24 protein-coding genes are annotated in these 21,530 nt (G+C 72.9%); 11 read left to right on the top strand and 13 right to left on the bottom strand.

The annotated features are described in order from the left end of the window. Positions 1 to 67: 67 nt before the first annotated feature. The gene (locus ACH9EU_RS01705; RefSeq protein WP_396412197.1) at positions 68 to 520 is read right to left on the bottom strand and encodes a DUF4307 domain-containing protein; all 453 of its coding nucleotides are present in this window, start codon (positions 518 to 520) and stop codon (positions 68 to 70) included. A gap of 242 nt (positions 521 to 762) precedes the next feature. Here ACH9EU_RS01705 and mca point away from each other — a divergent pair, with 242 nt between their 5' ends. The 4 genes from mca to ACH9EU_RS01685 all read left to right on the top strand — a co-directional run bounded on the left by mca (position 763) and on the right by ACH9EU_RS01685 (position 3,732). Further along, entirely contained in the window at positions 763 to 1,641 is an 879-nt protein-coding gene (mca, locus tag ACH9EU_RS01700; RefSeq protein WP_396412201.1) for a mycothiol conjugate amidase Mca, read from the top strand. An 8-nt stretch (positions 1,642 to 1,649) separates the two neighbouring features. Next, on the top strand, positions 1,650 to 2,126 hold the full coding sequence (locus ACH9EU_RS01695; RefSeq protein WP_396412196.1) for a hypothetical protein: 477 nt from the start codon (positions 1,650 to 1,652) through the stop codon (positions 2,124 to 2,126). 84 nt (positions 2,127 to 2,210) lie between these two features. Further along, the gene (locus ACH9EU_RS01690) at positions 2,211 to 2,408 is read left to right on the top strand and encodes a DUF255 domain-containing protein (protein ID WP_396412195.1); all 198 of its coding nucleotides are present in this window, start codon (positions 2,211 to 2,213) and stop codon (positions 2,406 to 2,408) included. Positions 2,409 to 2,616: 208 nt separating this feature from the next. Beyond that, on the top strand, positions 2,617 to 3,732 hold the full coding sequence (locus ACH9EU_RS01685) for a Fic/DOC family N-terminal domain-containing protein (RefSeq protein WP_396412194.1): 1,116 nt from the start codon (positions 2,617 to 2,619) through the stop codon (positions 3,730 to 3,732). Here ACH9EU_RS01685 and ACH9EU_RS01680 read toward each other — a convergent pair. The 3 genes from ACH9EU_RS01680 to ACH9EU_RS01670 all read right to left on the bottom strand — a co-directional run bounded on the left by ACH9EU_RS01680 (position 3,717) and on the right by ACH9EU_RS01670 (position 5,543). After that, complete coding sequence (locus ACH9EU_RS01680) at positions 3,717 to 4,322, bottom strand: hypothetical protein (protein WP_396412193.1); 606 nt, start codon at positions 4,320 to 4,322, stop codon at positions 3,717 to 3,719. The genes ACH9EU_RS01685 and ACH9EU_RS01680 overlap by 16 nt on opposite strands. Positions 4,323 to 4,914: 592 nt before the next feature. Then, positions 4,915 to 5,127, bottom strand: coding sequence for a hypothetical protein (locus ACH9EU_RS01675; RefSeq protein WP_396412192.1), 213 nt, complete (start codon positions 5,125 to 5,127; stop codon positions 4,915 to 4,917). Next, the gene (locus ACH9EU_RS01670) at positions 5,127 to 5,543 is read right to left on the bottom strand and encodes a hypothetical protein (protein WP_396412191.1); all 417 of its coding nucleotides are present in this window, start codon (positions 5,541 to 5,543) and stop codon (positions 5,127 to 5,129) included. Before ACH9EU_RS01670 ends, ACH9EU_RS01675 begins: the two co-directional genes overlap by 1 nt. Before the next feature lie 89 nt (positions 5,544 to 5,632). Here ACH9EU_RS01670 and ACH9EU_RS01665 point away from each other — a divergent pair, with 89 nt between their 5' ends. Further along, on the top strand, positions 5,633 to 6,016 hold the full coding sequence (locus ACH9EU_RS01665; RefSeq protein WP_396412190.1) for a DUF255 domain-containing protein: 384 nt from the start codon (positions 5,633 to 5,635) through the stop codon (positions 6,014 to 6,016). Here the strand turns inward: ACH9EU_RS01665 and trhA are convergent. Further along, positions 5,980 to 6,690, bottom strand: coding sequence for a PAQR family membrane homeostasis protein TrhA (gene trhA / locus ACH9EU_RS01660; protein WP_396412189.1), 711 nt, complete (start codon positions 6,688 to 6,690; stop codon positions 5,980 to 5,982). The two genes, ACH9EU_RS01665 and trhA, sit on opposite strands and share 37 nt — an antisense overlap. A 222-nt stretch (positions 6,691 to 6,912) precedes the next feature. Here trhA and ACH9EU_RS01655 point away from each other — a divergent pair, with 222 nt between their 5' ends. Together ACH9EU_RS01655 and ACH9EU_RS01650 are read left to right on the top strand one after the other, a co-directional pair. Continuing rightward, on the top strand, positions 6,913 to 7,674 hold the full coding sequence (locus tag ACH9EU_RS01655) for an isoprenyl transferase (protein WP_396412188.1): 762 nt from the start codon (positions 6,913 to 6,915) through the stop codon (positions 7,672 to 7,674). A 130-nt stretch (positions 7,675 to 7,804) separates the two neighbouring features. Then, positions 7,805 to 9,172, top strand: coding sequence for a PhoH family protein (locus tag ACH9EU_RS01650; RefSeq protein ID WP_396412187.1), 1,368 nt, complete (start codon positions 7,805 to 7,807; stop codon positions 9,170 to 9,172). 195 nt (positions 9,173 to 9,367) lie between these two features. Here ACH9EU_RS01650 and ACH9EU_RS01645 read toward each other — a convergent pair whose 3' ends face one another. Continuing rightward, entirely contained in the window at positions 9,368 to 10,123 is a 756-nt protein-coding gene (locus tag ACH9EU_RS01645; RefSeq protein ID WP_396412186.1) for a hypothetical protein, read from the bottom strand. A 74-nt stretch (positions 10,124 to 10,197) separates the two neighbouring features. On the opposite strand from ACH9EU_RS01645, the gene ACH9EU_RS01640 reads away from it, so the two are divergent. Both ACH9EU_RS01640 and ACH9EU_RS01635 read left to right on the top strand, forming a co-directional pair. Next, entirely contained in the window at positions 10,198 to 10,713 is a 516-nt protein-coding gene (locus ACH9EU_RS01640; RefSeq protein ID WP_396412185.1) for a prepilin peptidase, read from the top strand. Positions 10,714 to 10,797: 84 nt separating this feature from the next. Continuing rightward, a complete protein-coding gene (locus ACH9EU_RS01635; RefSeq protein WP_396412184.1) occupies positions 10,798 to 11,349 on the top strand; it encodes an NUDIX domain-containing protein in 552 nt (183 codons plus the stop codon). Positions 11,350 to 11,423: 74 nt separating this feature from the next. Here the strand turns inward: ACH9EU_RS01635 and ACH9EU_RS01630 are convergent, their stop codons facing one another. The 3 genes from ACH9EU_RS01630 to ACH9EU_RS01620 form a co-directional block, all read right to left on the bottom strand. Beyond that, complete coding sequence (locus ACH9EU_RS01630; protein WP_396412183.1) at positions 11,424 to 12,845, bottom strand: aspartate ammonia-lyase; 1,422 nt, start codon at positions 12,843 to 12,845, stop codon at positions 11,424 to 11,426. Positions 12,846 to 12,936: 91 nt separating this feature from the next. Continuing rightward, complete coding sequence (locus ACH9EU_RS01625) at positions 12,937 to 13,581, bottom strand: carbonic anhydrase (protein ID WP_396412182.1); 645 nt, start codon at positions 13,579 to 13,581, stop codon at positions 12,937 to 12,939. Then, positions 13,578 to 14,249 (bottom strand): DUF4245 domain-containing protein, encoded by a 672-nt coding sequence (locus ACH9EU_RS01620; RefSeq protein WP_396412181.1) that lies wholly within the window; start codon positions 14,247 to 14,249, stop codon positions 13,578 to 13,580. Before ACH9EU_RS01620 ends, ACH9EU_RS01625 begins: the two co-directional genes overlap by 4 nt. Positions 14,250 to 14,489: 240 nt before the next feature. Between ACH9EU_RS01620 and glpX the strand changes: the two genes are divergently transcribed. Together glpX and ACH9EU_RS01610 are read left to right on the top strand one after the other, a co-directional pair. Next, a complete protein-coding gene (gene glpX / locus ACH9EU_RS01615) occupies positions 14,490 to 15,437 on the top strand; it encodes a class II fructose-bisphosphatase (RefSeq protein WP_396412200.1) in 948 nt (315 codons plus the stop codon). A gap of 165 nt (positions 15,438 to 15,602) precedes the next feature. Then, on the top strand, positions 15,603 to 16,784 hold the full coding sequence (locus tag ACH9EU_RS01610) for a hypothetical protein (protein WP_396412180.1): 1,182 nt from the start codon (positions 15,603 to 15,605) through the stop codon (positions 16,782 to 16,784). 12 nt (positions 16,785 to 16,796) lie between these two features. On the opposite strand, the gene ACH9EU_RS01605 is transcribed toward ACH9EU_RS01610, so the two are convergent. The 4 genes from ACH9EU_RS01605 to ACH9EU_RS01590 form a co-directional block, all read right to left on the bottom strand. Next, positions 16,797 to 17,852, bottom strand: a complete 1,056-nt coding sequence (locus ACH9EU_RS01605) for a peptidoglycan bridge formation glycyltransferase FemA/FemB family protein (RefSeq protein WP_396412179.1) — start codon at positions 17,850 to 17,852, stop codon at positions 16,797 to 16,799. A gap of 63 nt (positions 17,853 to 17,915) precedes the next feature. Next, on the bottom strand, positions 17,916 to 19,502 hold the full coding sequence (locus tag ACH9EU_RS01600; protein ID WP_396412178.1) for an LCP family glycopolymer transferase: 1,587 nt from the start codon (positions 19,500 to 19,502) through the stop codon (positions 17,916 to 17,918). A 50-nt stretch (positions 19,503 to 19,552) separates the two neighbouring features. Then, positions 19,553 to 20,038 (bottom strand): 5-(carboxyamino)imidazole ribonucleotide mutase, encoded by a 486-nt coding sequence (gene purE / locus ACH9EU_RS01595; RefSeq protein ID WP_396412199.1) that lies wholly within the window; start codon positions 20,036 to 20,038, stop codon positions 19,553 to 19,555. A gap of 134 nt (positions 20,039 to 20,172) precedes the next feature. Beyond that, positions 20,173 to 21,348, bottom strand: a complete 1,176-nt coding sequence (locus ACH9EU_RS01590) for a 5-(carboxyamino)imidazole ribonucleotide synthase (RefSeq protein ID WP_396412177.1) — start codon at positions 21,346 to 21,348, stop codon at positions 20,173 to 20,175. Positions 21,349 to 21,530 lie beyond the last annotated feature (182 nt).

Here is a 21,530-nt window from a genome sequence, read left to right as displayed (position 1 = left end):
CCTGGTTGTCGATTCTAGGGGTGGCGGGGGGACAAGCCCAAAGAACGACGACGACGCCGTGGCGCGCTCAGCGCTCCAGCCGGCAGGACTCGACCCCCGCGGTGGTGGCGAGGTTCGTGGTCCGCAGCGCCACCCGGTGGGAGCTGGTCCCGCCCTCGCCGAGCCGTTCCGCGGGCACGGCACCGATGGTGACCTCCGTCCAGCCGACCACGGCGAAGTCCTCGTTGAGCGCCCGCACGGCACAGGTCACGACGTCGTCGGGCCGCTTGGTGAGCTCGAAGTCCGCGGTGGCCCGGGCCTCCGAGAGCACCTCGAAGCTCACGTCCTGGAACGTCGGTTCGCGCTGCTGCGCGCTGAGGATCCACACGGCGACCGCGGCCGCGAGCAGGGTTCCCAGCACGGCCAGCCCGGCCCAGCCGCGCGGCCCGAACCGGTGGGCGGAGCGGCCCGTCCCGTAGCGGGTCCGGAGCAGGTCAGGGGAGTCGGTGGACACGGCGGCCTCCGGTGTGTGGGGAGTCACGGCGGACGTCTCGGTGCGGCGCACGTCGAACGTCTCGGCGGATCTCCGGGGGCGTCTCGGGGAACGGAGGGGCGGCGCCCGGCGCCGCGCGGCCACTGTAGCGGAGCCCCCTGGGAGCTTCCCGGGGGCGGGGGTTGCGACGGGGACGCGTAAAATGGTGCGCGGTCCGTGCTCCCGCCGGCCGTCTCCCCGTTCCCCAGCCCGTTCCGGAAGGACCCCCACGAGTGACCTCCCTGTCCCAGATGCGCCTGCTGGCCGTCCACGCCCACCCCGACGACGAGTCGAGCAAGGGTGCGGCGACCATGGCCCACTACGTCCAGCAGGGTGCGGAGGTCATGGTCGCCACCTGCACCGGCGGGGAGCGCGGCTCCATCCTCAATGCGGAGATGGACGGCCACCCCCACGCCGAACGGGACCTCACCGGCCTGCGCCGCCAGGAGATGGCCCGGGCGGCCGCCGCGCTCGACGTCCGGCACCGGTGGCTCGGCTTCATGGACTCCGGCCTGCCCGAGGGGGACCCCCTGCCGCCGCTGCCCTGGGGCTGCTTCGCCCTGCAGCCGCTCGAGCGCGCCGCGGCGCCGCTCGTGCGGCTCGTGCGCGAGTTCCGGCCGCACGTGATCCTCACCTACGACGAGAACGGCGGCTACCCGCACCCCGACCACATCCAGACCCACAACATCTCCGTGGAGGCCTTCCGCGCCGCCGGTGACCCCGACCGGTACCCCGGACTGGGCGAGCCCTGGACCCCGCTGAAGCTCTACTACGACCGGGCGTTCAACCTGGAACGGTTCGTGGCGCTCCACGAGGCCCTCGAGGAGCGCGGGCTGCAGTCCCCGTACGCGGCCCGGATCGCGGCGTGGCAGGAGACCGACCCCGAGGGCCACCGCGCGCCGGTGCCCCGCCACGAGACCACGACCAAGATCGAGTGCCCGCACACCTTCACCCGTCGCGACGACGCCCTGCGCTGCCACCGCACCCAGGTGGCCCCGGACGGCATGTTCTTCGCCGTCTCCGCGGACCTGCAGGCGACGGTCTGGCCCTGGGAGGACTACGTCCTGGCCGAGGCCCGGGTGGAGACCGAGCTGCCCGAGGACGACCTGTTCGCCGGGATCGTGGGCTGACCGAGGAGATGACCGCCGTGCCGAACGTGCTGACCGTGATCACCCTGCTGCCCGGGATGGCGCCCAACCCGGTGGACGAGGGCTCCCTCCGCCCCGGTCTGGACCCGAGCCAGGTGACCCCCGGGATGATCGGGTTCCTCATGTCCCTGCTGCTGGCAGGGGCCGTGATCCTCCTGGCGCTCGACTTCAACCGCCGCAGCCGGCGGCTGCGCTACCGGGCGGAGTACGCGGAGCGCCGGGCGGCCGAGGAGCGGGTGGGCGGCTACGCCGACCGGCCCGCTCCGGCAGGAGAGTCCGGTGCCGTCCACGAGCCCGCTCCGGCAGGAGAGTCCGGTGCCGTCGACGACCCCGGTGCCGCGGCGGCGCCCGGGCGAACCGGGGCCCCCGGGACCTCCCGGCCCACGGCCGCCGGCGGACCGGACGCGTCGGCGGCCGACGAGGAGCCGGCGCCGCCGCCCGGCCGGAGGTCCGCCCGGCGCGGCTGAGACAGGCGCCGCGGGGACGGGCGGGACCGGGACGGGCCCGCCCGCAGCCCGGCCCCGCAGGAGCCGAGAGCAGAGAAGCATCCCGTGCCCAACCGACTGACCGGACAGTCCTCCGCCTGCCTGCGCCGGCACGCCGACAACCCCGTGGACTGGCGGCCCTTCGCCGACCGGGCCTTCGCCGAGGCCGCCCGCCGGGAGGTGCCCGTAGCCCTCTGCGTCGGCCGCGCGGCCTGCCGCTGGTGCCACGAGGTGGAGCGGTCGACGGCTGTTCGTGGGAATTGACGAAGCCGCAGGTCAAAGCGGGTTGCATGGTCGGTGCCGGTTCACCGGTGATCGGCGCTGGACACGGATTCCGTGGTTTCGTGTATCACGGTCCTGCATCACTCAGGCGTCTCCGCTACATGTCAGGCCTCCTGACGGATTCCGATAACGTGTCAGATTTATCTGGAATTCTTGACATGTCGCACGGATGTGTCGAAGGAGCCGACCCGTGTCCTGGAGCCCCGACGTCCCCTTCGACGATCTACCGCCGCTGCCGCCGGCCGGCCTCGACCTGGAGCCCAAGCCCGTGCTCAAGGCCACCGTCGAAGCCCGAACGGCGCTGGCGACACTCGCCCAAGCCCGTCAACTGTTGCCGAACCCCCACATCCTGATCCACGCCGTCCCGCTGCTCGAGGCACAGGCCAGCTCCGAGATCGAGAACATCGTGACCACGGCCGACGAGCTGTTCAAGCACGTGGACTCGGGTGGGGGCGACCATGCCACCAAGGCGGCACTGCGCGACCGGAGCGCGCTGTTCGCGGGGGTCGAATCGATCAGGAGCCGTCCGCTGACCGCGGCGACGGCTGCTCGAATCTGCTCCGAACTACAGGGTCGGGACATGCCTGTTCGCTCGGTGCCGGGCACGCGCATCGCCAACCCGACCACGCGGGAGATCCTGTACGCGCCACCCGAGGGAGCCGAGCTCATTCGCGAGAAGCTCTCGGCGTGGGAGCACTTCGTCCACGCCGAGGACGAGCTTGATCCGCTCGTCCGCATGGCGGTGGCCCACTACCAGTTCGAGGCGATCCACCCGTTCCACCACGGCAACGGACGCACCGGCCGCGTCATCAACATCCTGATGCTGATCGAGGCGGGCCTGCTGCGTGACCCGATCCTCTATCTTTCGCGCGCGATCATCGCCCGCAAGAACGACTACTATCGACTCCTGCGAGGGGTGACGGCCGAAGACGCGTGGATCGACTGGATCCTCTACATGCTCGACATTGTCCGCGAGTCCGCAACGTCGACGACGCAGAAGATCGGAGCCATCCGCACGTGTCAGGAGGACATCGCCGAGCGAGCTCGCGCTGCCACTCCGGGTGGACGAGACGCACAGTTCTTGGCCGTCCTGTTCGAACGGCCCTACTGCCGCATCAACTCCGTCGCCGACCGATGCGACGTCTCCCGTCAGACCGCGTCGACCTGGTTGCACGCCCTGGTTCACGTAGGCCTCCTCAGGGACGTCAAGGTCGGCCGAGAACGCCTCTTCGTGAACGACGAGCTCCTGGACGTGTTGACACGCCCTGAATGGGCTCGTGGCCGGTGTCATCAGCTCCGGGCCTGACGCCACGCCTCGGCCTGCTCGGGCTCGAACCAGAAGAGCAGTCGACGTGTGCCGGTGTAGCCCTTCGGGTACTCCTGGCGGCTGACCTCGAACGGCCACACGTGGCCATCGCTGTCGGGAAACGCCTTGCGAGTGAACTTGCCGAACCAGCGAAGAGCGACGTTGATCTCTTCGGCGGTGATCGTCGTTCCCGACGCGGTGATGCTGGTGGCCAGGTCTGGGATCTCGATCGCAAAGTCGCGGCCCGTCGGAAGGTGATCCATCACGGCCACCATGCGGTTGCTCGAGACGACTCCCTTGTTGATGAGGTCGGCGTAGAGCTCGCTGGTCCACACGGGATGCGGGCCGGTCCGGGTTCGACGGCCCTCGGGATCGTCTTCGCTGTGCGTCGACCCCGCGTGCGCGGAGGACTGCTGGTCGCCGACGGCCGTACGGTCCGCGGCGGGGGTCGTGCCGGACTCGGCGGCGTACAGAGTTGCCAGAAGGCTCGTGACCTGAGGGACGAACCGGGGCGGGACTGGCATGGCCACGAATGTGTCGGCCGGGTCCGTGTTGCCATCAGCGGGGTTGAATCCGAATGCATTGCTCACGATTCTGCTCCTTCGGGGTTGACTCGTTGTGCGTGAATCTAGCATACCCGTTAGAAATACAATAGCCCCGTTAATTTGAGAATCGTCGGGTCGAACCAGACTGACGGGTAGATCCAGGCAGATCGCCGACGTCGCCTCGGCGTGGAGAGCAGGTCCGTGACGGTCCGCTCTTCCCGGTCAGGCGCGACGAGCGCGTCCGACGGCCAGCGCGGCCGAGGCGAGCGGTGATCATGCCGAGACGATCCGCCTCTGGCGGAACATCTTCGGCGACGAGTTCCCCTCCTACGGCTGACGTCGTCCTGTCGACGGCAGGTGCAGCCGTGCGCAACCCCGGTCGTTCGCCGAAGGCACGTGTCCAGACGGTGTTACAGATCGGCGAGCTTCCCGACCGAGTCGCGAAGTGCGTCCTCGCCGGCGCGGACGTAGTGGTGGAGAACGGTGGTGAGCTGGTCGCCGAGGTGCTGCGCGACGACCTCCCACGACTCGGCCGGACCCTCGTGGAACCACTCGGTCGCGGCGTCGCGGCATCGTGGCGGAGATGGCGGTAGATGATCGTGCGCGGTCAGGCGTTGTCGGGGTCGCTGTGCTCCACTCACGCGCCCATGCGGTGCCGGCGCTCGTCGTGCCTCTCGGGCTTCACCGGACCCCGGCAGCCCGCCTGACCGCGTGGGATGATCCTTGAGCCGTTGACGTAGCCACGGTCGAAGAAGACGTCGACCGCGTGGAGCCCGTCCTGTTCGCCGAGCCGCGGGCCACCGGACCCTGCCACGCGGATCTTGGTGCCGTACAGCGGCAACCCGGTCATCAGTGGGTCGGTGGGTTCGGAGCCGCATGGCGTGTCGGCAGCGTCCCCATCGCCGTCACCTGCCGGTTCCCCGGACGGAGACGCGGGTCGACGTGCAGTGCCGTCGCACCGCGGAGGACACTTGCCGTTCCGGTCTCCCATCCGTCCAGCGGGTCGATGCTGCGGTCGAGCCGACCCAGCCGCCGGGCGACCGTGCGCATCGAAGCGACTGGGCCGCGCAGGTCCTCGCGGCCACGGGCGGAGAAGATCGTCCCCGCGCCCTGCTCCATGACCGTGCGGCTGTGCTGGACGCGCCAGGTCGTCACCGGCACGTCGCCGAGGCTCGGCAGGAGGTGGGCGTTGAGCCGGGACCCGGGCTGCTCCGTCGTGCGCGGCTTGCCCTGCGCGAGCAGCCAGGGCTTCTTCCGGCTGGCCACCGACGTCCTCCTGCGCTGGACGAGCGGAGTCGCGTCAGGCTTCCGAGGATCTCGTTCGGGTATCACTCTCGTGCATCAAGTCGACGAGAATGACGCACGTGCCACCCGTCGGGAGACAGAGGAACGGCCGAGCGCCTCGCCCGCGCGACCGGTCCTCACCTGCTCCAACATGCGGCCGATCCGGTGGATGGGGAGTGGGCCTCGATGCGTTCGAGGAAGCGGGACGCCGTGAACCACCGATCCTCCTCTTGATCGGCTGCGCGGCCTGCCACGGGTGCCCTGTGATGGTCCGGAAGTCCTTCGAGGAGCCCGAGGCCGTGGCCTGGCTCAACGAGCACGTCGTCCCGGTCGAGGTGGACGGGGAGGAGCGGCCCGACGGGGACGCCAGCTGCATGGCGGCCACCCGGCCGGCTGCAGATCGGTCAGGGCGGGCCGCTCAGGAGCTGAGCACCGCGAGCAGGATGGCCGCGTAGTGCAGCAGGAAGCCCAGCACGGTGCAGACGTGGAAGACCTCGTGGAAGCTGAACACCTCGGGCAGCAGCCGGGGCCGGCGCGTGCCGTAGGCCACGGCGCCGGCGATGTACACGATCCCGCCGGCCGCCGTGAGCGCGGCCGCCGCCGGACTCGCCTGCCAGAAGTGCGGCAGGTAGAGGACCGCCAGGCCGCCGAGCACCACGTACAGCGGCGTGTAGAGCCACCGCGGGGCCAGGGTCCACAGCAGCCGGAACAGCACGAGCCCCGCCGCGCACGCCCAGATCACGGTCAGCAGCACCCGGGACTGCGCCGGGGCCAGCAGCGCCACGGACAGCGGGGTGTAGGTTCCGGCGATGAGCAGGGCGATGTTCGAGTGGTCCAGGCGGCGCAGCACCATGTGCAGCCGCCGGGGCCAGTACGCACGGTGGTAGATCGCCGAGACCCCGAACAGCAGGATCCCCGTCACGCCGTAGACCGCGCAGGCCACCCGCAGCTCGGTGCCGGGGGCCAGCAGGATCACCACGAGCCCCAGGGCGACGACGACCGGCGTGAAGCCGGCGTGGATCCAGCCGCGCCACGCGGGCTTGCGCTCCGCCAGGTGCTCGAGCCCGTGCTCCACAGCGTCCCCGAGGCGCCCCGCGGCCCGGCGTGCCGCTCCGTGCGACTGCTCCATCCTGTGTCCTTCCCGCCTCCGGCGTGGAGTCCCGGCCGGTCTCCCACCGGGTAGTTTAGGAGGCGTCCCCGCGCACCGTCCGGGGCCGTGGCCGCGAGAGCGTCCGGGGCCGTGGCCGTGAGAGCGTCCGGGGCCGTGGCCGCGAGAGCGTCCGGGGCCGTGGCCGCGCGGGGCGCGCGACCATGTCCGCCACCGCGAGAGAGACTTCGGGAGGAACCAGCGATGCCCAAGCCACGGCCGCTCTACCGGTTCTACGAGCGCCGGCTCGCCGCGGGTCTCGACACGGAACGGCTGCCCCAGCACGTGGGCGTGCTCGTGGACGGCAACCGGCGGTGGGCGCGCCAGTTCGGGGCCTCGACCGCGGACGGGCACAAGGCCGGGGCGGAGAAGATCGTCGAGTTCCTGGGCTGGTGCCGGGAGCTCGACATCCAGGTCGTCACGCTCTACATCCTCTCCACCGAGAACCTCAAGCGCCCGGCGGCGGAGCTGGAGCCTCTGCTCGAGATCATCTCCGACCTGATGGACACGCTCACCGCGTCGGGGATCTGCCGGGTCCAGCCGGTGGGCGCCCTGGAGATGCTGCCGCCGCGGCTCGCCGCCTGCCTCGCCGACCTCACCGAGCGCACCGCCCACAACACCGGTCCGCACCTGAACATCGCCGTCGGCTACGGGGGCCGGCAGGAGATCGTCGACGCGGTGCGGGAGGTCCTCACCGAGGCCCTCGACGCCGGCGAGGACGTGCGGGAGCTCGCCCAGCGGCTGTCCGTGGAGGACATCTCCGAGCACCTCTACACCCGCGGTCAGCCGGACCCGGACCTGCTGATCCGCACCTCGGGCGAGCAGCGGCTCTCCGGGTTCCTCATGTGGCAGTCCGCCTACAGCGAGTACTACTTCTGCGAGGCCCTGTGGCCGGACTTCCGGCGCGTGGACTTCCTGCGGGCGCTGCGCGACTACGCCTCCCGCCAGCGCCGCTTCGGCGGCTGACCGCGACGTCGTCGCTGGCAATTTCCCCGCCGTTCACCGTTTCGGCTCGCGTGCCGGGTGCGCTCTGCGTACGTTGTCCTCAGGCGGACGGCGCGGACGCCGCCCGCCGGACCGAGGAGGAAGGGCCGTCATGAGCATCGCTGACAACCAGGAGCGCATCGTCGACATCTCCGCCCCCCTGGGGGCCGCCGCCGGCCGGCAGGCCGGCGTGCGCTCCTACGTGATCGACACCTCGGTCCTGCTCTCCGACCCGCGGGCGATCCTGCGCTTCGCCGAGCACGAGGTGATCCTGCCCGTCGTCGTGATCACCGAGCTGGAGGGCAAGCGGCACGACCCGGAGCTCGGCTACTTCGCCCGGCAGGCGCTGCGCCTGCTCGACGACCTGCGCGTGGAGCACGGCGGGCTCAACCGGCCGGTGCCGCTCGGCGACCAGGGCGGCAGCCTGGCCGTGGAGCTCAACCACATCTCGGACACGGTCCTGCCCGTGAGCTTCCGGCTCAAGGACAACGACTCGCAGATCCTCGCGGTCGCCTCGAGCCTCGCGAAGGAGGGCAAGGACGTCTGCATCGTCTCCAAGGACCTCCCGATGCGCGTCAAGGCCTCCGCACTGGGCCTCGAGGCCGAGGAGTACCGGGCCGAGTGGGTCGGCTCCGACGTCGAGTGGTCCGGCACCGCCGAGCTCGACGTCCCCGACGACGTCGTCGACCGGCTCTACGACGGGGAGGCGGTCGTGGTCCCCGGCACGGAGGGCCTGCCGGCCAACACGGGGCTGACCCTGCACTCGGTGCGCGGCAGCGCCCTGGCGCGGGTCCGCGCCGACGGCGCCTCCCGGGTGGTGCGCGGGGACCGGGACGTCTTCGGGGTCAACGGACGCTCCGCGGAGCAGCGCCTGGCGATCGACCTGCTCCTGGACCAGGAGGTCGGGATCGTGTCCCTGGGCGGGCGCGCCGGCACCGGCAAGTCCGCGCTCGCCCTGTGCGCGGGTCTCGAGACGGTGATGGAGCGCCGCGAGCACCGCAAGGTCATGGTCTTCCGCCCCCTCTACGCGGTCGGGGGCCAGGAGCTGGGATACCTGCCCGGCTCGGAGGAGGAGAAGATGAACCCCTGGGGCCAGGCGGTGTTCGACACCCTCGGCGCGCTGGTCTCCCAGGAGGTCGTGGAGGAGGTCCTCGACCGCGGAATGCTCGAGGTCCTGCCGCTGACGCACATCAGGGGCCGCTCCCTGCACGACGCGTTCGTCATCGTGGACGAGGCGCAGTCCCTCGAGAAGAACGTGCTGCTCACCGTGCTGTCCCGCATCGGCCAGAACTCCAAGGTCGTCATGACCCACGACGTCGCCCAGCGGGACAACCTGCGGGTCGGCCGCCACGACGGGGTGACCGCCGTGGTCGAGGCCCTCAAGGGACGGCCCCTGTTCGGGCACGTGACGCTCACTCGTTCCGAGCGCTCGCCGATCGCCGCGCTCGTCACGGAGGTGTTGGGCGACCTGGAGAGCTGACCCGCCCGGCCGCCCCCGGCCGTCCTCGTCCCGCCCGGCCGAGTGCACAGCTGATGTCGTTGTCCACGGCGGTGCAACAACGGCAACAGCTGTGCAGTCAGCGCGGGGAGGGCTGCGGGGAGGGCGTGGGGAAGGAGCCGGCGGGGGGCGGGGGGAGGCAGAGCGGGGCGTGCCGGCGGGGCCGTCGTCGACGGCTCAGGGGCCGACGTGCCAGGGCAGGTGCCTGCTGACGTCGGTGAGGTCCAGGGTCACGGAGGTGAAGAGGTCGTCGACGAAGTACGCGTCGACGGCCTCGATCGCCACGTCGTGACCCGAGCCCGCAGACGGTCCCTCGAGCACCTCGGAGCGGACGCAGATCGCCGTCTGCTCGTCGACGAGCACGTGGGTTCGCGCCGGTGCGAGGGGGTGCCCCGGCGTCGCCGCCTCGTAGGCGGGTCCGGGGGTCACGACGGCGCCGCGCACGCGCCGGCCGTGGTGGTTGCCGGGGCGCACGTCCTCGATCGTGCACGGCCGCCGCTCCGGCAGGTACGGCGGCACGGGGGCGTTCCCGGCGAGCTCGACAGGATCGAGGATCGCCTGCCACCGTCCGCCGCCGAAGACCGGCTCCCCGTAGGCGGCCTCCGGCCGGCGCTCCACCAGGCCCGAGTCGGTGTAGACCGGGGCCACGAGGGAGGGCTCGAGCAGCCACGAGACCGAGGTGGAGGTGACGTAGAAGTCGTCGCGCGAGCGCTGCAGGGTGGTGGCGGTGTACAGCGGGGAGCGGTCGAGCGCCTCGACGCGCAGATCGGAGGGCCGGCGCACCCAGGCCCGGACCGGTTCCGGGGACTCGCCCTCGCCCGTGGCCGGCCAGGACAGGACGAAGCGCACCGTGTCCCAGCGCCACGGCGAGGACCGGCACAGGGCGGCGAACTCGTCCTGGTCGGTGGGCGCGGGCACGGGGGAGCGGGGCATGGCCCCAGTCTAGGGAGGGGAGCGCGTCCACAGCCCGGGACCGCCCCGGGGGGCCGGCCGCTACGATGCCCGGTGTGGTGGCCTTCCTGACGGAGCAGTTCGCCCGCGGCGACGTCGCGGGGCTGTCGGCGGCCGCGCTCACGGCCGTGGCCCTCGCCGTCCTCGTGCTCGCCTGCGCCTGGCTGTGGCGGACCGACGTGCGGGAGCACCGGCTGCCGGGCCGGGTGGTGCGCCCGCTCTACCCGGTGTGCGGCATCCCGCTGGCCGGCGCCGCCCTGGTGGGCGGGGAGCCCGTCCGGCTGCTGTGGATGCTGTGGGGCCTGGTCCTCGTGGGCGGGCTCTACGTCCTGCTGCGGCTCCTGCACCCCGCCGGGATGGGCATGGGTGACGTCCGGCTCTCGGGGCTGCTGGGGATGTGCCTCGGGTTCGCGTCCGTGTGGCACGCCGTGCTCGGGGCGGTGGCCGGGTTCGTCGTGGGCGGCCTGGCGGCGGCCGTGCTGCTGGCCGTGGGCCGGGCCGGTGCCGGCTCGAGGGTCGCCTTCGGCCCCGCGATGATCTCGGGGGCGCTGGGCGTGCTGCTGCTGCTGTGAGACGGTCGGTGTGCCGGACTGCCAGAATGGGGCGGGACACCGCCGCCCGGACAGCGGGACACCGCCCACGGACAAGGAGACCGCATGCCGACCCCCGACTTCGTCCTGGCGCTGCGGCGCAAGATCGGCCACGACCTGCTGTGGCTGCCCGCCGTCACGGCCGTGGTGCTGCGCGAGGACGGCCGGGTGCTGCTGGCGCGGCGCAGCGACAACGGCAACTGGGGACTCGTGAGCGGCATCGTGGAACCCGGCGAGGAGCCCGCGGTCACCGCCGTGCGGGAGTGCCTCGAGGAGACGGGCGTCGTCGTCGCCGTCGAGGAGCTCGTGGCCGTCACGGCCGGCGATCCCGTGCAGTACCCCAACGGTGACCGGTGCCAGTTCCTGGACCACACGCTCCGCTGCCGTTACGTGTCGGGGGAGGCCCGGGTCAACGACGACGAGTCCCTCGAGGTCGGCTGGTACTCCCCGGACGCGCTGCCGCCCATGCCGGCGCACCAGCTCGCCCGCTTGCGCAGGGCCTGGGACCGGGCACTCCCGCCGGCGACCGAGGAGGACCGGGTCACCGAGCAGGCGGCGGGGGGTCGCATCCAGCCCCTCGAACGCCGCGAGAGGTCGCATCCGCACGGGAAAGTGTGACAGTTCCGTGCAGATGCGACCCCTCGGCGTGGGGAGGGCGCGGGAGGCGACTCCTCGTGGGGCGGTGAAACGGGTCAGGCGTTGGGGCCCGTCATGGTGGTCACGTCCAGGGCCCGGTCCAGCTGCTCCTCGGTGAGCGAGCCGTTCTCCACGTAGCCCAGGGCGACGGTGGCCTCGCGCACGGTCATCTTGTTCGCCACGGCGTGCTTGGCGATCTTGGCGGCCGCTTCGTAGCCGATGGCCTTGTTGAGCGGGGTGACGATCGACGGCGACGCCTCGGCGAGGAAGCGGCAGCGCTCCTCGTTGGCCTCGAGCCCGTCGATCATCTTCTCCGCCATCACGCGGGAGGAGTTCGCGAGCAGGCGGATCGACTCCAGCAGGTTGGAGGCCATGACCGGGATGCCCACGTTGAGCTCGAAGGCGCCGTTGGTGGAGGACAGGGACACGGTGGTGTCGTTGCCGATCACCTGGGCGCAGACCTGGATCGTGGACTCGCAGATCACCGGGTTGACCTTGCCGGGCATGATCGAGGAACCGGGCTGCAGGTCGGGGATGAGGATCTCGCCCAGCCCGGTGTTCGGGCCGGAGCCCATCCAGCGCAGGTCGTTGTTGATCTTCATGTAGCTGTAGGCGACGGTGCGCAGCTGCCCGGAGGCCTCCACGAGACCGTCACGGTTGGCCTGGGCCTCGAAGTGGTTGCGGGCCTCGGTGATCGGCAGGCCCGTCTCCTCGGCCAGCAGCTCGATCACGCGGGCGGAGAAGCCGGCCGGGGTGTTGATCCCGGTGCCCACGGCGGTGCCGCCGAGGGGGACCTCGGCCACGCGCGGCAGGGAGGACTCGACGCGCTCGATGCCGTAGCGCACCTGGGCGGCGTAGCCGCCGAACTCCTGGCCGAGGGTGACCGGGGTCGCGTCCATGAGGTGGGTGCGCCCGGACTTCACGATGTCCTTGAACTGCGCGGCCTTGCGCTCCAGGGACTCGGCGAGCCGGGTCATGGCGGGGATCAGGTCGTTGACGAGCGCCCCGGTGACGGCGACGTGCACCGACGTCGGGAAGACGTCGTTGGAGGACTGTGAGGCGTTGACGTGGTCGTTGGGGTGGACCTCGACGTCCGACCCCTCGAGCGCGCGGTTGGCGAGGGTCGCCAGCACCTCGTTGGTGTTCATGTTGGAGGACGTGCCGGAGCCCGTCTGGAAGACGTCGATCGGGAAGTGCTGGTCGAACTGCCCCGTGGCGACCTGGTCGGCGGCGGCGGCGATGGCCCGGGCGCGCTCGTCGTCGAGCACCCCCAGCTCCGCGTTCGCCAGGGCCGCGGCCTTCTTGATCTGCGCCAGCGCGACGATGTGCTGGGGCTCCAGCGTCTTGCCGGAGATGGGGAAGTTCTCGACCGCCCGCTGCGTCTGGGCCCGGTAGAGGGCGTCCGCGGGGACGCGGACCTCGCCCATCGTGTCGTGCTCGATGCGGTACTCGGTGGTTTCTGCCGTGGTGTGTGCCATGGCGTCAGTCTAGGTCAGCCGCGCGGACCGTCCGGCACGGTCACCCGCCGGTCCCCGGCCCGGCGGCCCGGCCGGGGACCGGCGGTGCCGGTCAGCGGCCGGGCAGCCAGGTCCCGTGCCCGTGGACGAGCTCGGCCTGGCCGTCGGCCAGGTGGTAGAAGACGCCGACGACGGCGACGTCGCCGTTGGAGACCGCGTCCGCGATCACGCGGGACTGCTCGATCAGCCGGGACGCCGTCTGGCGGGTGTGCTCCACGACCGCCGAGTTGACGTCCTGGTGGCCCTGCCGCTGGGTGTCCAGCACGGAGGGCATGATCCGCTCGATGAGGTCCCGCTGGAAGCCGCGCGGCATCTGCCCGGAGCCGGTGACGCTGTGGGCGGCGCTCACGGCCCCGCACGAGTCGTGGCCCAGCACCATGATCAGCGGCGTGCCGAGGTTGGCGACCGCGTATTCGAGCGAGCCGAGCACGGCGTCGTCGATGACCTGGCCGGCGGTGCGGATCACGAATGCGTCCCCGAGGCCGAGGTCGAAGATGATCTCGGCGGCCAGGCGGGAGTCGGAGCAGCCGAAGATGACCGCGAACGGGTTCTGCCGGTCGGCCAGGGCCTGCCGGCGGGACGCGTCCTGGTTCGGGTGCAGGGACTCGCCCGCCACGAACCGGGCGTTGCCCTCGCGCAGCCGTTGCCAGGCGGCGGCGGGGGTGGACGGGGTGGCGGTGTGGGTCTCCTGGGTCATGGCTGCTCCGTCGGTCGTGGGGCGGGGGTCTCGGTGAGGTCCTCGGCCACGGCGGCCGCGAGGTGGTCCAGTTCGGCCGCGGGCGCGTCCCCCCGCAGGACGAGGGTGGAGCCCTCCAGCTCGCCGGTGTACACGGTCAGCGCCTCCTGGTTCGGGGAGGCGTCGCGGACGTGGACGTCCCAGGTCACGCCGCCCGCCTCACGGGTCGAGGTCGCGGGGATCGTCTCGGCCTGCTGGGCCAGCCACGTCGGGTTGGCGAGCGAGGTCTGGACGACGACCACGAAGCCGCCCTGCGGCGTCACCCAGCCGAGCTCCCAGTAGGGCACGCCCTCGGCGGCGCCGGGGTTCCACCGGGCGTAGTTGGCGGTCCAGTCCTCCCCGGGCTCCGGCACCACGGGTGGGAAGGGGGACTGGTCGGCCACGTGGGAGGCCTCCTGCGCGACGTCGACGTCCGGGCGGTAGGGCTGGGCGTCGGGGCGCGGCTGGAGCCACACGAACGGCAGGACGAGCAGCAGCAGCACGGCCATCGAGATGACCATTCCCTGCACGGGGGCGTTGAGGCGCCGCGCCTGCTGCTCGGTGATCCGCGGGAGGGGCTGCGGCGGCTCCCCGGGGCCGGGTGCGGCCGCGGGGTGCTCGGAGGAGTCGTGGGTCGTCGAGGGGCTCACGCCACCATTGTGCCCTGTCCGCGGGGCTCCGGCCCACCGGGCCGGACACCCCGCCCCCCCGTCCCGGCCCCGCGGGGGGCAGAGGATATGCTGGGCGGGACGCGGACCGCGCCGCATCCCATCCCGGCCGGGGATCCGCAGACCGGACACTCGAAGGTGAGGAACATCGTGGCGCAAGAAACCATCGGAACGACCCAGGCACGGACCAGCAGCAACAACGTGGCCGACCGCAACCTGGCCATGGAGCTGGTGCGCACGACCGAGGCCGCGGCGATCGCCGGTGGTCAGTGGGTCGGCGCCGGCGACAAGAACGCCGCGGACGGGGCCGCGGTCGACGCGATGCGCTCCCTGCTCTCGACCGTCCACTTCAACGGCACCGTGGTGATCGGCGAGGGCGAGAAGGACGAGGCGCCGATGCTCTTCAACGGCGAGCAGGTGGGCGACGGTTCCGGGCCCGCCTCCGACGTCGCCGTCGACCCCATCGACGGCACGCGGCTGACCGCGCTGGGCATGAACAACGCGCTGGCCGTCATCGCGGTCGCCGACGGCGGGTCGATGTTCGACCCCTCCGCCGTCTTCTACATGGAGAAGCTCGTCGTGGGCCCCGAGGCGGCCGACTTCGTGGACCTGCGCCTGCCGGTCAAGCAGAACCTGCACCTGGTGGCCAAGGCCAAGGGCATCAACATCAACCAGCTCACCGTGTGCGTGCTGGACCGGCCGCGCCACCAGAAGCTCGTGGACGAGATCCGCGCCACCGGCGCGCGCACCCGCATGATCCTCGACGGCGACGTGGCCGGCGCGATCGCCGCGTGCCGCGAGAACACCGGTGTGGACGTCATGATGGGCACGGGCGGGACGCCGGAGGGCATCGTCACCGCGTGCGCCATCAAGGCCACCGGCGGCATCATCCAGGGCCGGCTCGCCCCGGTCGACGACGAGGAGGCCCAGAAGGCCAAGGACGCCGGGCTGGACCTCGATGCGGTGCTCACCACCGACGACCTCGTCACCTCCGACAACTGCTTCTTCTCCGCCACGGGCATCACCGACGGCGACCTCCTGCGCGGCGTGCGCTACCGCGGGCCCCGGATCACCACGCAGTCCATCGTGATGCGCTCCCGCTCCGGGACCGTGCGCATGGTCGAGGCCGAGCACCTGGCCTCCAAGTGGGAGAAGTACGCGCGCCGCTGAGCCGCGGTCCCGCTGGGACCCTCCCGGACCCGTCCGGGAGGGTCCCTTCGTGTCCGGCGGGTCCGGGCGCGGCGGCGGCCATAGAATGGACCCGTACTGCGGGCCCCGACCCCGGTCCCCCGATCCTCCGGGGCGGAGCGCCCGGGTGATGAGGAGGTCGCCGACGTGAGCACCACGGTCAGCCCGTGCCCGAACCGCAAGACCTGGGACGCCACCGTGCGGGTGACCGGAGGCCACCCGCAGCAGCTGTGGGGCATCGGGCAGGCCCAGGTCTCCGCAGAGGGTCCCGGGCTGCGCGTGGACCGGGTCATGGTCCACGACGCCGAGCAGCGCACCGTGGGCTACGCGCAGCTCCTCCTGCGCCGTGAGGCCGAGCGGATGGTCGCCGGGACCGTCAACTGCCACGTGCACCGCCCCGAGGACCTGCCCCTGGTCGCCGGCGCGCTGGCCGGCTGGGCCCGGGAGGAGCACTCCGGGGTCCTGCTGCGCTTCCAGGCGGACACGCCCCGGACCCCCGGCACCGCGGAGGCCATGGCGGCGGCCGGTTTCGTGCGGCCGCCGGGGGAGCCCGTGGCGGCCGAGCCCCGCCGGCTCGAGGTGCTGCTGGGGGAGACCGAGAAGGACGTGGCGGGCCGGCTCTCGGAGGCGACCCTCCAGCGGTGCCGGGCGGCCCTGCGCACCCCCGGCGTGACCGTCCGCGAGATCACGGCACAGAGCCGGGCCCTGGCCAACATCGGCCTGCGGACGCGGTTGATCAACCAGCTCCTGGACGACCTCGGCGAGGACTCCCTGCTGCTCGTCGCCACCGAGGCCGCGGGGGACGGGAGCGAGACGGCGCTGGGCTACCTGTGGTTCGTGCACACCCGGGGGCTGGCGATGATCTACCGGCTGGGCTTCACGCGCCGGGGCCGGGACCTGGGGGTGGACGACGCCCTGCTGCTGACCGGGATCGTCGAGCTGCAGAAGCGCCGCGTGCAGCGTCTGGACGGCGGCGACCCGGACGAGACGGACGTGCCGCGGGTCGTCCAGGAGCTCGCCGCGCCGGAGCGCCCGGTCCTGGGGCCGTGGGAGCGGTCCCTCGGCGAGGTCCCGGCCGAGGAGATCAGCTCCGAGGCCGCGGACGCGGCCGCGGAGCGCTCGGACACGGAGGTTGCCGCGGAGCTGGGCCTGGACGTGGCCGTCCCGTCACGGTCCTCCGCCGGCGACGTGGCGGACACGGTGCCCGGCCCCGCGGCCGAGCAGGGCGACCCCTTCGCCGTCCCGGGGCGGGTCCGCCGCGCCCGGGACCTCACCCGCCGGGTGGTCGGTGAGGGGCTGTCGGCCCTGCGCGACGCCGCCGGGCGCTGAGCCGGACCCGGCTCAGCCGTTCCGCCGCAGGAGCCCCGGAACGGCCGCGCGGAGCCGGGCGGCGGTCCCCGGCAGGGCCCGGCGGACGGCGGCGGCCTTCTCCCGGGCCGCGCGCACGCCGGTGTACGCGGCGTAGCGTCCCCGGCGCACCGGCAGGTCCCAGGTGCCCGGAGAGGACTCGGGGTGGCCGCCGAAGGACTTCTTGAACTGGGTGAACCCGTGCCACTCGTGCTCGGGTCCCGCGCCCTCGGGGGCGGTCCCGAACAGGTCGAAGCGGCTCAGACCCTGGTGCTTGGCGTCGAGGACCATGCGCACCACCAGGGGGATGCCCGCGGAGAGCCGCCGGTGCTCGAAGTCCATGGCCGCGTGGGCGTAGGTGCGGGTGTCGTCGGAGTCGTAGACCAGGGACGCGCCGATGGGGTCCCCGTCCAGCCGGGCGACGTAGAGGGCCGCTGCGCCCTGCGGCATGAGCGAGCGCGCCGCCTCGCGCAGGTAGTCGTCGCGCTGCCGTGCGAAGCGCTTGCGCTGGGCCGTGGCGTCCAGGAAGCGCAGCAGGACGTCGACGTCCTCCGGATCCGTGGAGCGCGTGAAGCTCACGCCCTTCTTCGCGATGTTGCGGTGCAGGTTGCGGTTGGTCGAGCGCATGTCCTTGAGGATCGCGTCCTCGTCCCGGGTCAGGTCGATCACCTGGGTGTGCCCGGGCTGGACCTGACGGGGCGCGCGGCGCAGACCGCGCCGGCGCAGCGCCGACTCCGGGGTCGCGGACCCGTCCGCCGAGCCGCCGGCCGGCCCGCTCCCGGGACCGTCCGTGAGCACGGCGTCGACCGGCTCCACGCGGACGAACCAGCACCCCCGCGCCCGGGCGGTGCGCACGAGGTCGGCGAGGGCGGCGTCGAAGGCCTGGGGGCTCTCGGCCACGGGCCCGTACGGGCAGTACAGGTAGCGGCCGGCCCGGCCGCCCTCGAGGACCGCGAGATAGCGCCAGCCGTCCCCGGAGGCCTGGAACACCTCGTGCCCCAGGTTCCGCTGGAAGACGGCCCATGCGTTCGACTGCAGTATGTTCGCCACGCCCCCACTGTACCGGTGGGCCGGGACCGCTCCGGGCGGCCCGGTGACGCCGGACCGGAGCGGTCAGGGCACCGAGCAGGTGCCGTTGGGCGTGAGCTCCTGGGCCGTGACGAGGGCGGCAGGCACGGGGACGGCCATGCCGAGGCCCGGGCCCACGGCGGTGCCGCCGGGCGCGGCCTCCGCGTCCTGGGCGTCGCGGCCGGTGGCCTCCTCGAGCACGCGGTCCACGTCCGCGTGCAGCTGCTCGTAGTCCGGATAGGTGGGGAAGGACTGGTCGTAGAACGGCGGGCCGGCGGCGAACTGCTCCAGCTCGTGCTCCTTGGCCTTGAGGGCCAGGTTCACGAACGAGCCGATCTGGCTCTGCGGGATGTCGGTCTGCACGACCTCGGTTCCCGACTGCGCGAGCTCCTGGAAGCGGGTGATCACGTTGACCGGGTTCAGCTGCTTGAGCATGGCGGCCTGCACGCACCGCTGGCGGGCCTGCCGGTCGTAGTCCGTGGCGCCCTCGCGGGAGCGCGCGTACCAGAGCGCGTGGTAGCCGTCCATGTGCTGGACGCCGGGCTCGATGTAGCCGAAGATCTCGTTCGGCAGGCCCGTGACCATGTCGGTCCCGCCGCCGATGGGGACGCGCCCGCCGACGTCGACGGTGATCCCGCCGAGGGCGTCCACGAGCTGCTCGAAGCCGCTCATGTCGATCAGCGCGTAGGCCTGGACCTCGATGCCCAGCGCGCCCTCCGCGGCGTCCTTCATGGCCTCCGCCCCGGGGTCGGCGGCGTCGGGGTAGAGCTCGGCGTAGTTGTTGGTGACGTCCGTGTAGAGCGCGTTGAGGATGCACTCGTCCCCGCAGTTGAAGCCCTCCGGGTAGACCTCCGCCATGGGGGAGTCCTCCGGGAACGGCACGTTCTGCAGGTTGCGGGGCAGGGAGATGGTGACGGTGTGCCCGGTGTCGGCGTCCACGCTGAGCACCGACATGGAGTCGGGGCGGCGGCCCGAGCGGTCCTCCCCGGAGTCCCCGCCCATGAGCAGGATGTTGTAGCGGCCCTCGGAGGGACGGAAGGGCAGTCCGCCGCCGAAGACCTCCCCGACGGCTCCGCGCGCCACCGAGACCAGGTAGGCCGAGTAGGCGAGGCCCCCCGAGGTGACGAGCATGAGCGCCACGGTCGCCGCGGCCACCGCCCGCCGGGTCCGGCGGGCCAGCAGGCCCGGGCGGATCAGGCGCAGGGTGTCGAAGAACAGGACGGCCCAGCCCAGGGCCAGGGCCAGGAGCCCGGCGATCAGCAGCAGGGACGTGACCGAGTTCGTGAGGAACCACACGAGCGGCGTGCGCCACAGCAGGACGGAGAGGCCGGCGAGCAGCAGGGCCGCCCACACGACGACGTCGACCCTCAGCGCGGCGCGGCCGGTCGCCCGCCGCCCCGCCACGAGCTGCGCGCTGCCGGGCACCACGAGCGTGGACAGCAGCAGCGTCCACGCCCGGCGCGCGCGCGTGCCGGCACCCGCGTGCTGGGGGTGGCGCAGCGGGTCCGTCAGCCGCGGCGGGCCGGCGTGCTCGGCGTCGTCGAGCCCGCGCTGGGCGGACACGGTGGCGTGGTCGTCGGCGGCGCGCGGGCCGGCGGGGACGCCGTGGGCGCGGGGGTGGTGGCCGTTCACGGGCAGCTCCGGCGGGGGAAGAGGGACGGGGAGGTGCGGAGGCGGCGGGGTCAGCCGTCGAGGCGCGAGCGGAGGGCGGCGCCCTTGTCGTACGCGGTGCGCCGGAGGTCGTCGGCGAAGCGCAGCAGCCGCTCGCGCAGGGCCGCGGCCCGCTCGTCCTCGCCCGAGGCGAGGATCCGGACCGCGAGCAGCCCCGCGTTGCGGGCGCCCCCGATCGAGACGGTGGCCACCGGGACCCCGGCGGGCATCTGGACGATCGACAGCAGCGAGTCCATGCCGTCGAGGGTCTTCAGCGGGACGGGCACGCCGATCACGGGCAGCGGGGTCACGGCGGCGAGCATGCCGGGGAGGTGGGCGGCCCCGCCGGCCCCGGCGATCACCACCCGCAGCCCGCGCTCGTGGGCCCGCCGGCCGTAGTCGATCATCTCGGCCGGCATGCGGTGCGCGGAGACGACGTCGGCCTCGTAGGGGACGCCGAACTCCTCGAGGGCGCTCGCGGCGGCCTCCATCACGGGCCAGTCGGAGTCCGACCCCATCACGACGCCGACGACCGGCTGCTGCTTCTCGTTCACTGGTGCTCCTGGGCTGATCGGCGGGCGGGGTCGGCGCGGTGGCCGCCGCCCGGGGACACGCTAACCGGCCCGCCTGGACGGGCCGTGGGAGGCGCAGGTCAGGCGGTGCCGTCCCGCAGGACGGCGGCGGTCCGCGACGCGCGGCGGCGGAGGTCCGGGATCTCGTCGGCGGCGCCCGTGATGTTGACGTGGCCGATCTTGCGCCCGGGCCGCACCGCCTTGCCGTAGTTGTGGATCTTGGCCCGGGGCTCGGCGCCCATCGCGGCCCGGTACGCGCCGAAGAGGTCCTGGTTGGCGCCGCCGAGGTAGTTCTTCATGACCGCGGAGCCGCCGATCAGCCCGGTGTCGCCCAGCGGGAGGTCGAGCACGGCGCGCAGGTGCTGCTCGAACTGGCTGGTCACGGACCCGTCCATGGTCCAGTGCCCGGAGTTGTGGGGGCGCATGGCCAGCTCGTTCACGAGGAACCCCGGGCCGCGGCCCGGCGTCTCGAAGAGCTCGGCCGCCATCACACCGGTGACGCCCAGCTCGGTGGCCAGCGTCCGTGCGGCGTGGGCCGCCGCGGCCGAGACCTCGGGCAGCAGCTGAGGCGCCGGGGCCAGCACCTCGTCGCAGACCCCGTGCACCTGGATGGACTCGACCACGGGCCACGCCCGCACCTCCCCGGACGGCGTGCGCGCGACCAGCGCGGAGAGCTCGCGCGTGAACGGGACCTTCTCCTCGGCCAGCAGCGGCCCGTCGGTGCTCTCGAACCACTGTGCGGGCACGGCCCCCCGGGCGTCGCCCGGGCCGTCCAGCACCGTGACGCCCTTGCCGTCGTAGCCCCCGCGCGGCGTCTTGAGCACGACCGGCCAGCCGATCTCCTCGCCGAAGGCCACGAGCTCCTCGACCCCGGCCACGGCGGCCCAGCGCGGGTTCGGCAGGCCGAGGCGCTCGACCGCCCGGCGCATCCGCAGCTTGTCCTGCGCGTGCACGAGGGCGTCCGGGCCGGGCCGGACCCGGACGCCGTCGTCGAGCAGCGCGCGCAGGTGCTCGGTGGGCACGTGCTCGTGGTCGAACGTCACGACGTCGACCCCGGCGGCGAACCGGCGCAGGACCTCGAGGTCCTTGTAGTCGCCGACGGGTGCGGTGGGCACGGCGGCGACGGCCGAGACGTCCGGGGCCTCGGCGAGCACGCGCAGCTCGAGCCCGAGGGCGGTGGCGGAGGGCGCCATCATGCGGGCGAGCTGCCCGCCTCCGACGACGCCGACGACAGGTGCTGTTGCGGAAGATGTCACCCGTCCAGGGTATCCCGGCCGACCGGGGCGCCGTGCCGCACGTCCGGCGTCCTCCCGGGCGGCTGCCCGGGAACGGTCGGGAAGGGCGGGGTAGGATGACCCTCGTCCGCCCGCGGGTGCGCCGCAGCGCCCGTCGCCCGCCGCGCCGGCCGGCGTCCGGCCCGCTCACCACCTTGGGAGAC

Source organism: Kocuria rhizosphaerae (assembly GCF_044462265.1).
Taxonomy (GTDB): Bacteria; Actinomycetota; Actinomycetes; order Actinomycetales; family Micrococcaceae; genus Kocuria; species Kocuria rhizosphaerae.
This window is presented reverse-complemented; position numbering and strand designations above follow the sequence as displayed.

What these genes read in the sequence shown, in the direction of transcription:
- mca (WP_396412201.1), top strand. Translation starts at nt 763, where the DNA reads ATGCGCCTGCTGGCCGTCCACGCCCACCCCGACGACGAGTCGAGCAAG.
- ACH9EU_RS01695 (WP_396412196.1), top strand. Translation starts at nt 1,650, where the DNA reads ATGACCGCCGTGCCGAACGTGCTGACCGTGATCACCCTGCTGCCCGGG.
- ACH9EU_RS01675 (WP_396412192.1), bottom strand. Translation starts at nt 5,127, where the DNA reads ATGACCGGGTTGCCGCTGTACGGCACCAAGATCCGCGTGGCAGGGTCC.
- ACH9EU_RS01665 (WP_396412190.1), top strand. Translation starts at nt 5,633, where the DNA reads ATGACGCACGTGCCACCCGTCGGGAGACAGAGGAACGGCCGAGCGCCT.
- trhA (WP_396412189.1), bottom strand. Translation starts at nt 6,690, where the DNA reads ATGGAGCAGTCGCACGGAGCGGCACGCCGGGCCGCGGGGCGCCTCGGG.
- ACH9EU_RS01655 (WP_396412188.1), top strand. Translation starts at nt 6,913, where the DNA reads ATGCCCAAGCCACGGCCGCTCTACCGGTTCTACGAGCGCCGGCTCGCC.
- ACH9EU_RS01650 (WP_396412187.1), top strand. Translation starts at nt 7,805, where the DNA reads ATGAGCATCGCTGACAACCAGGAGCGCATCGTCGACATCTCCGCCCCC.
- ACH9EU_RS01645 (WP_396412186.1), bottom strand. Translation starts at nt 10,123, where the DNA reads ATGCCCCGCTCCCCCGTGCCCGCGCCCACCGACCAGGACGAGTTCGCC.
- ACH9EU_RS01635 (WP_396412184.1), top strand. Translation starts at nt 10,798, where the DNA reads ATGCCGACCCCCGACTTCGTCCTGGCGCTGCGGCGCAAGATCGGCCAC.
- ACH9EU_RS01630 (WP_396412183.1), bottom strand. Translation starts at nt 12,845, where the DNA reads ATGGCACACACCACGGCAGAAACCACCGAGTACCGCATCGAGCACGAC.
- ACH9EU_RS01625 (WP_396412182.1), bottom strand. Translation starts at nt 13,581, where the DNA reads ATGACCCAGGAGACCCACACCGCCACCCCGTCCACCCCCGCCGCCGCC.
- glpX (WP_396412200.1), top strand. Translation starts at nt 14,490, where the DNA reads ATGGAGCTGGTGCGCACGACCGAGGCCGCGGCGATCGCCGGTGGTCAG.
- purE (WP_396412199.1), bottom strand. Translation starts at nt 20,038, where the DNA reads ATGGGGTCGGACTCCGACTGGCCCGTGATGGAGGCCGCCGCGAGCGCC.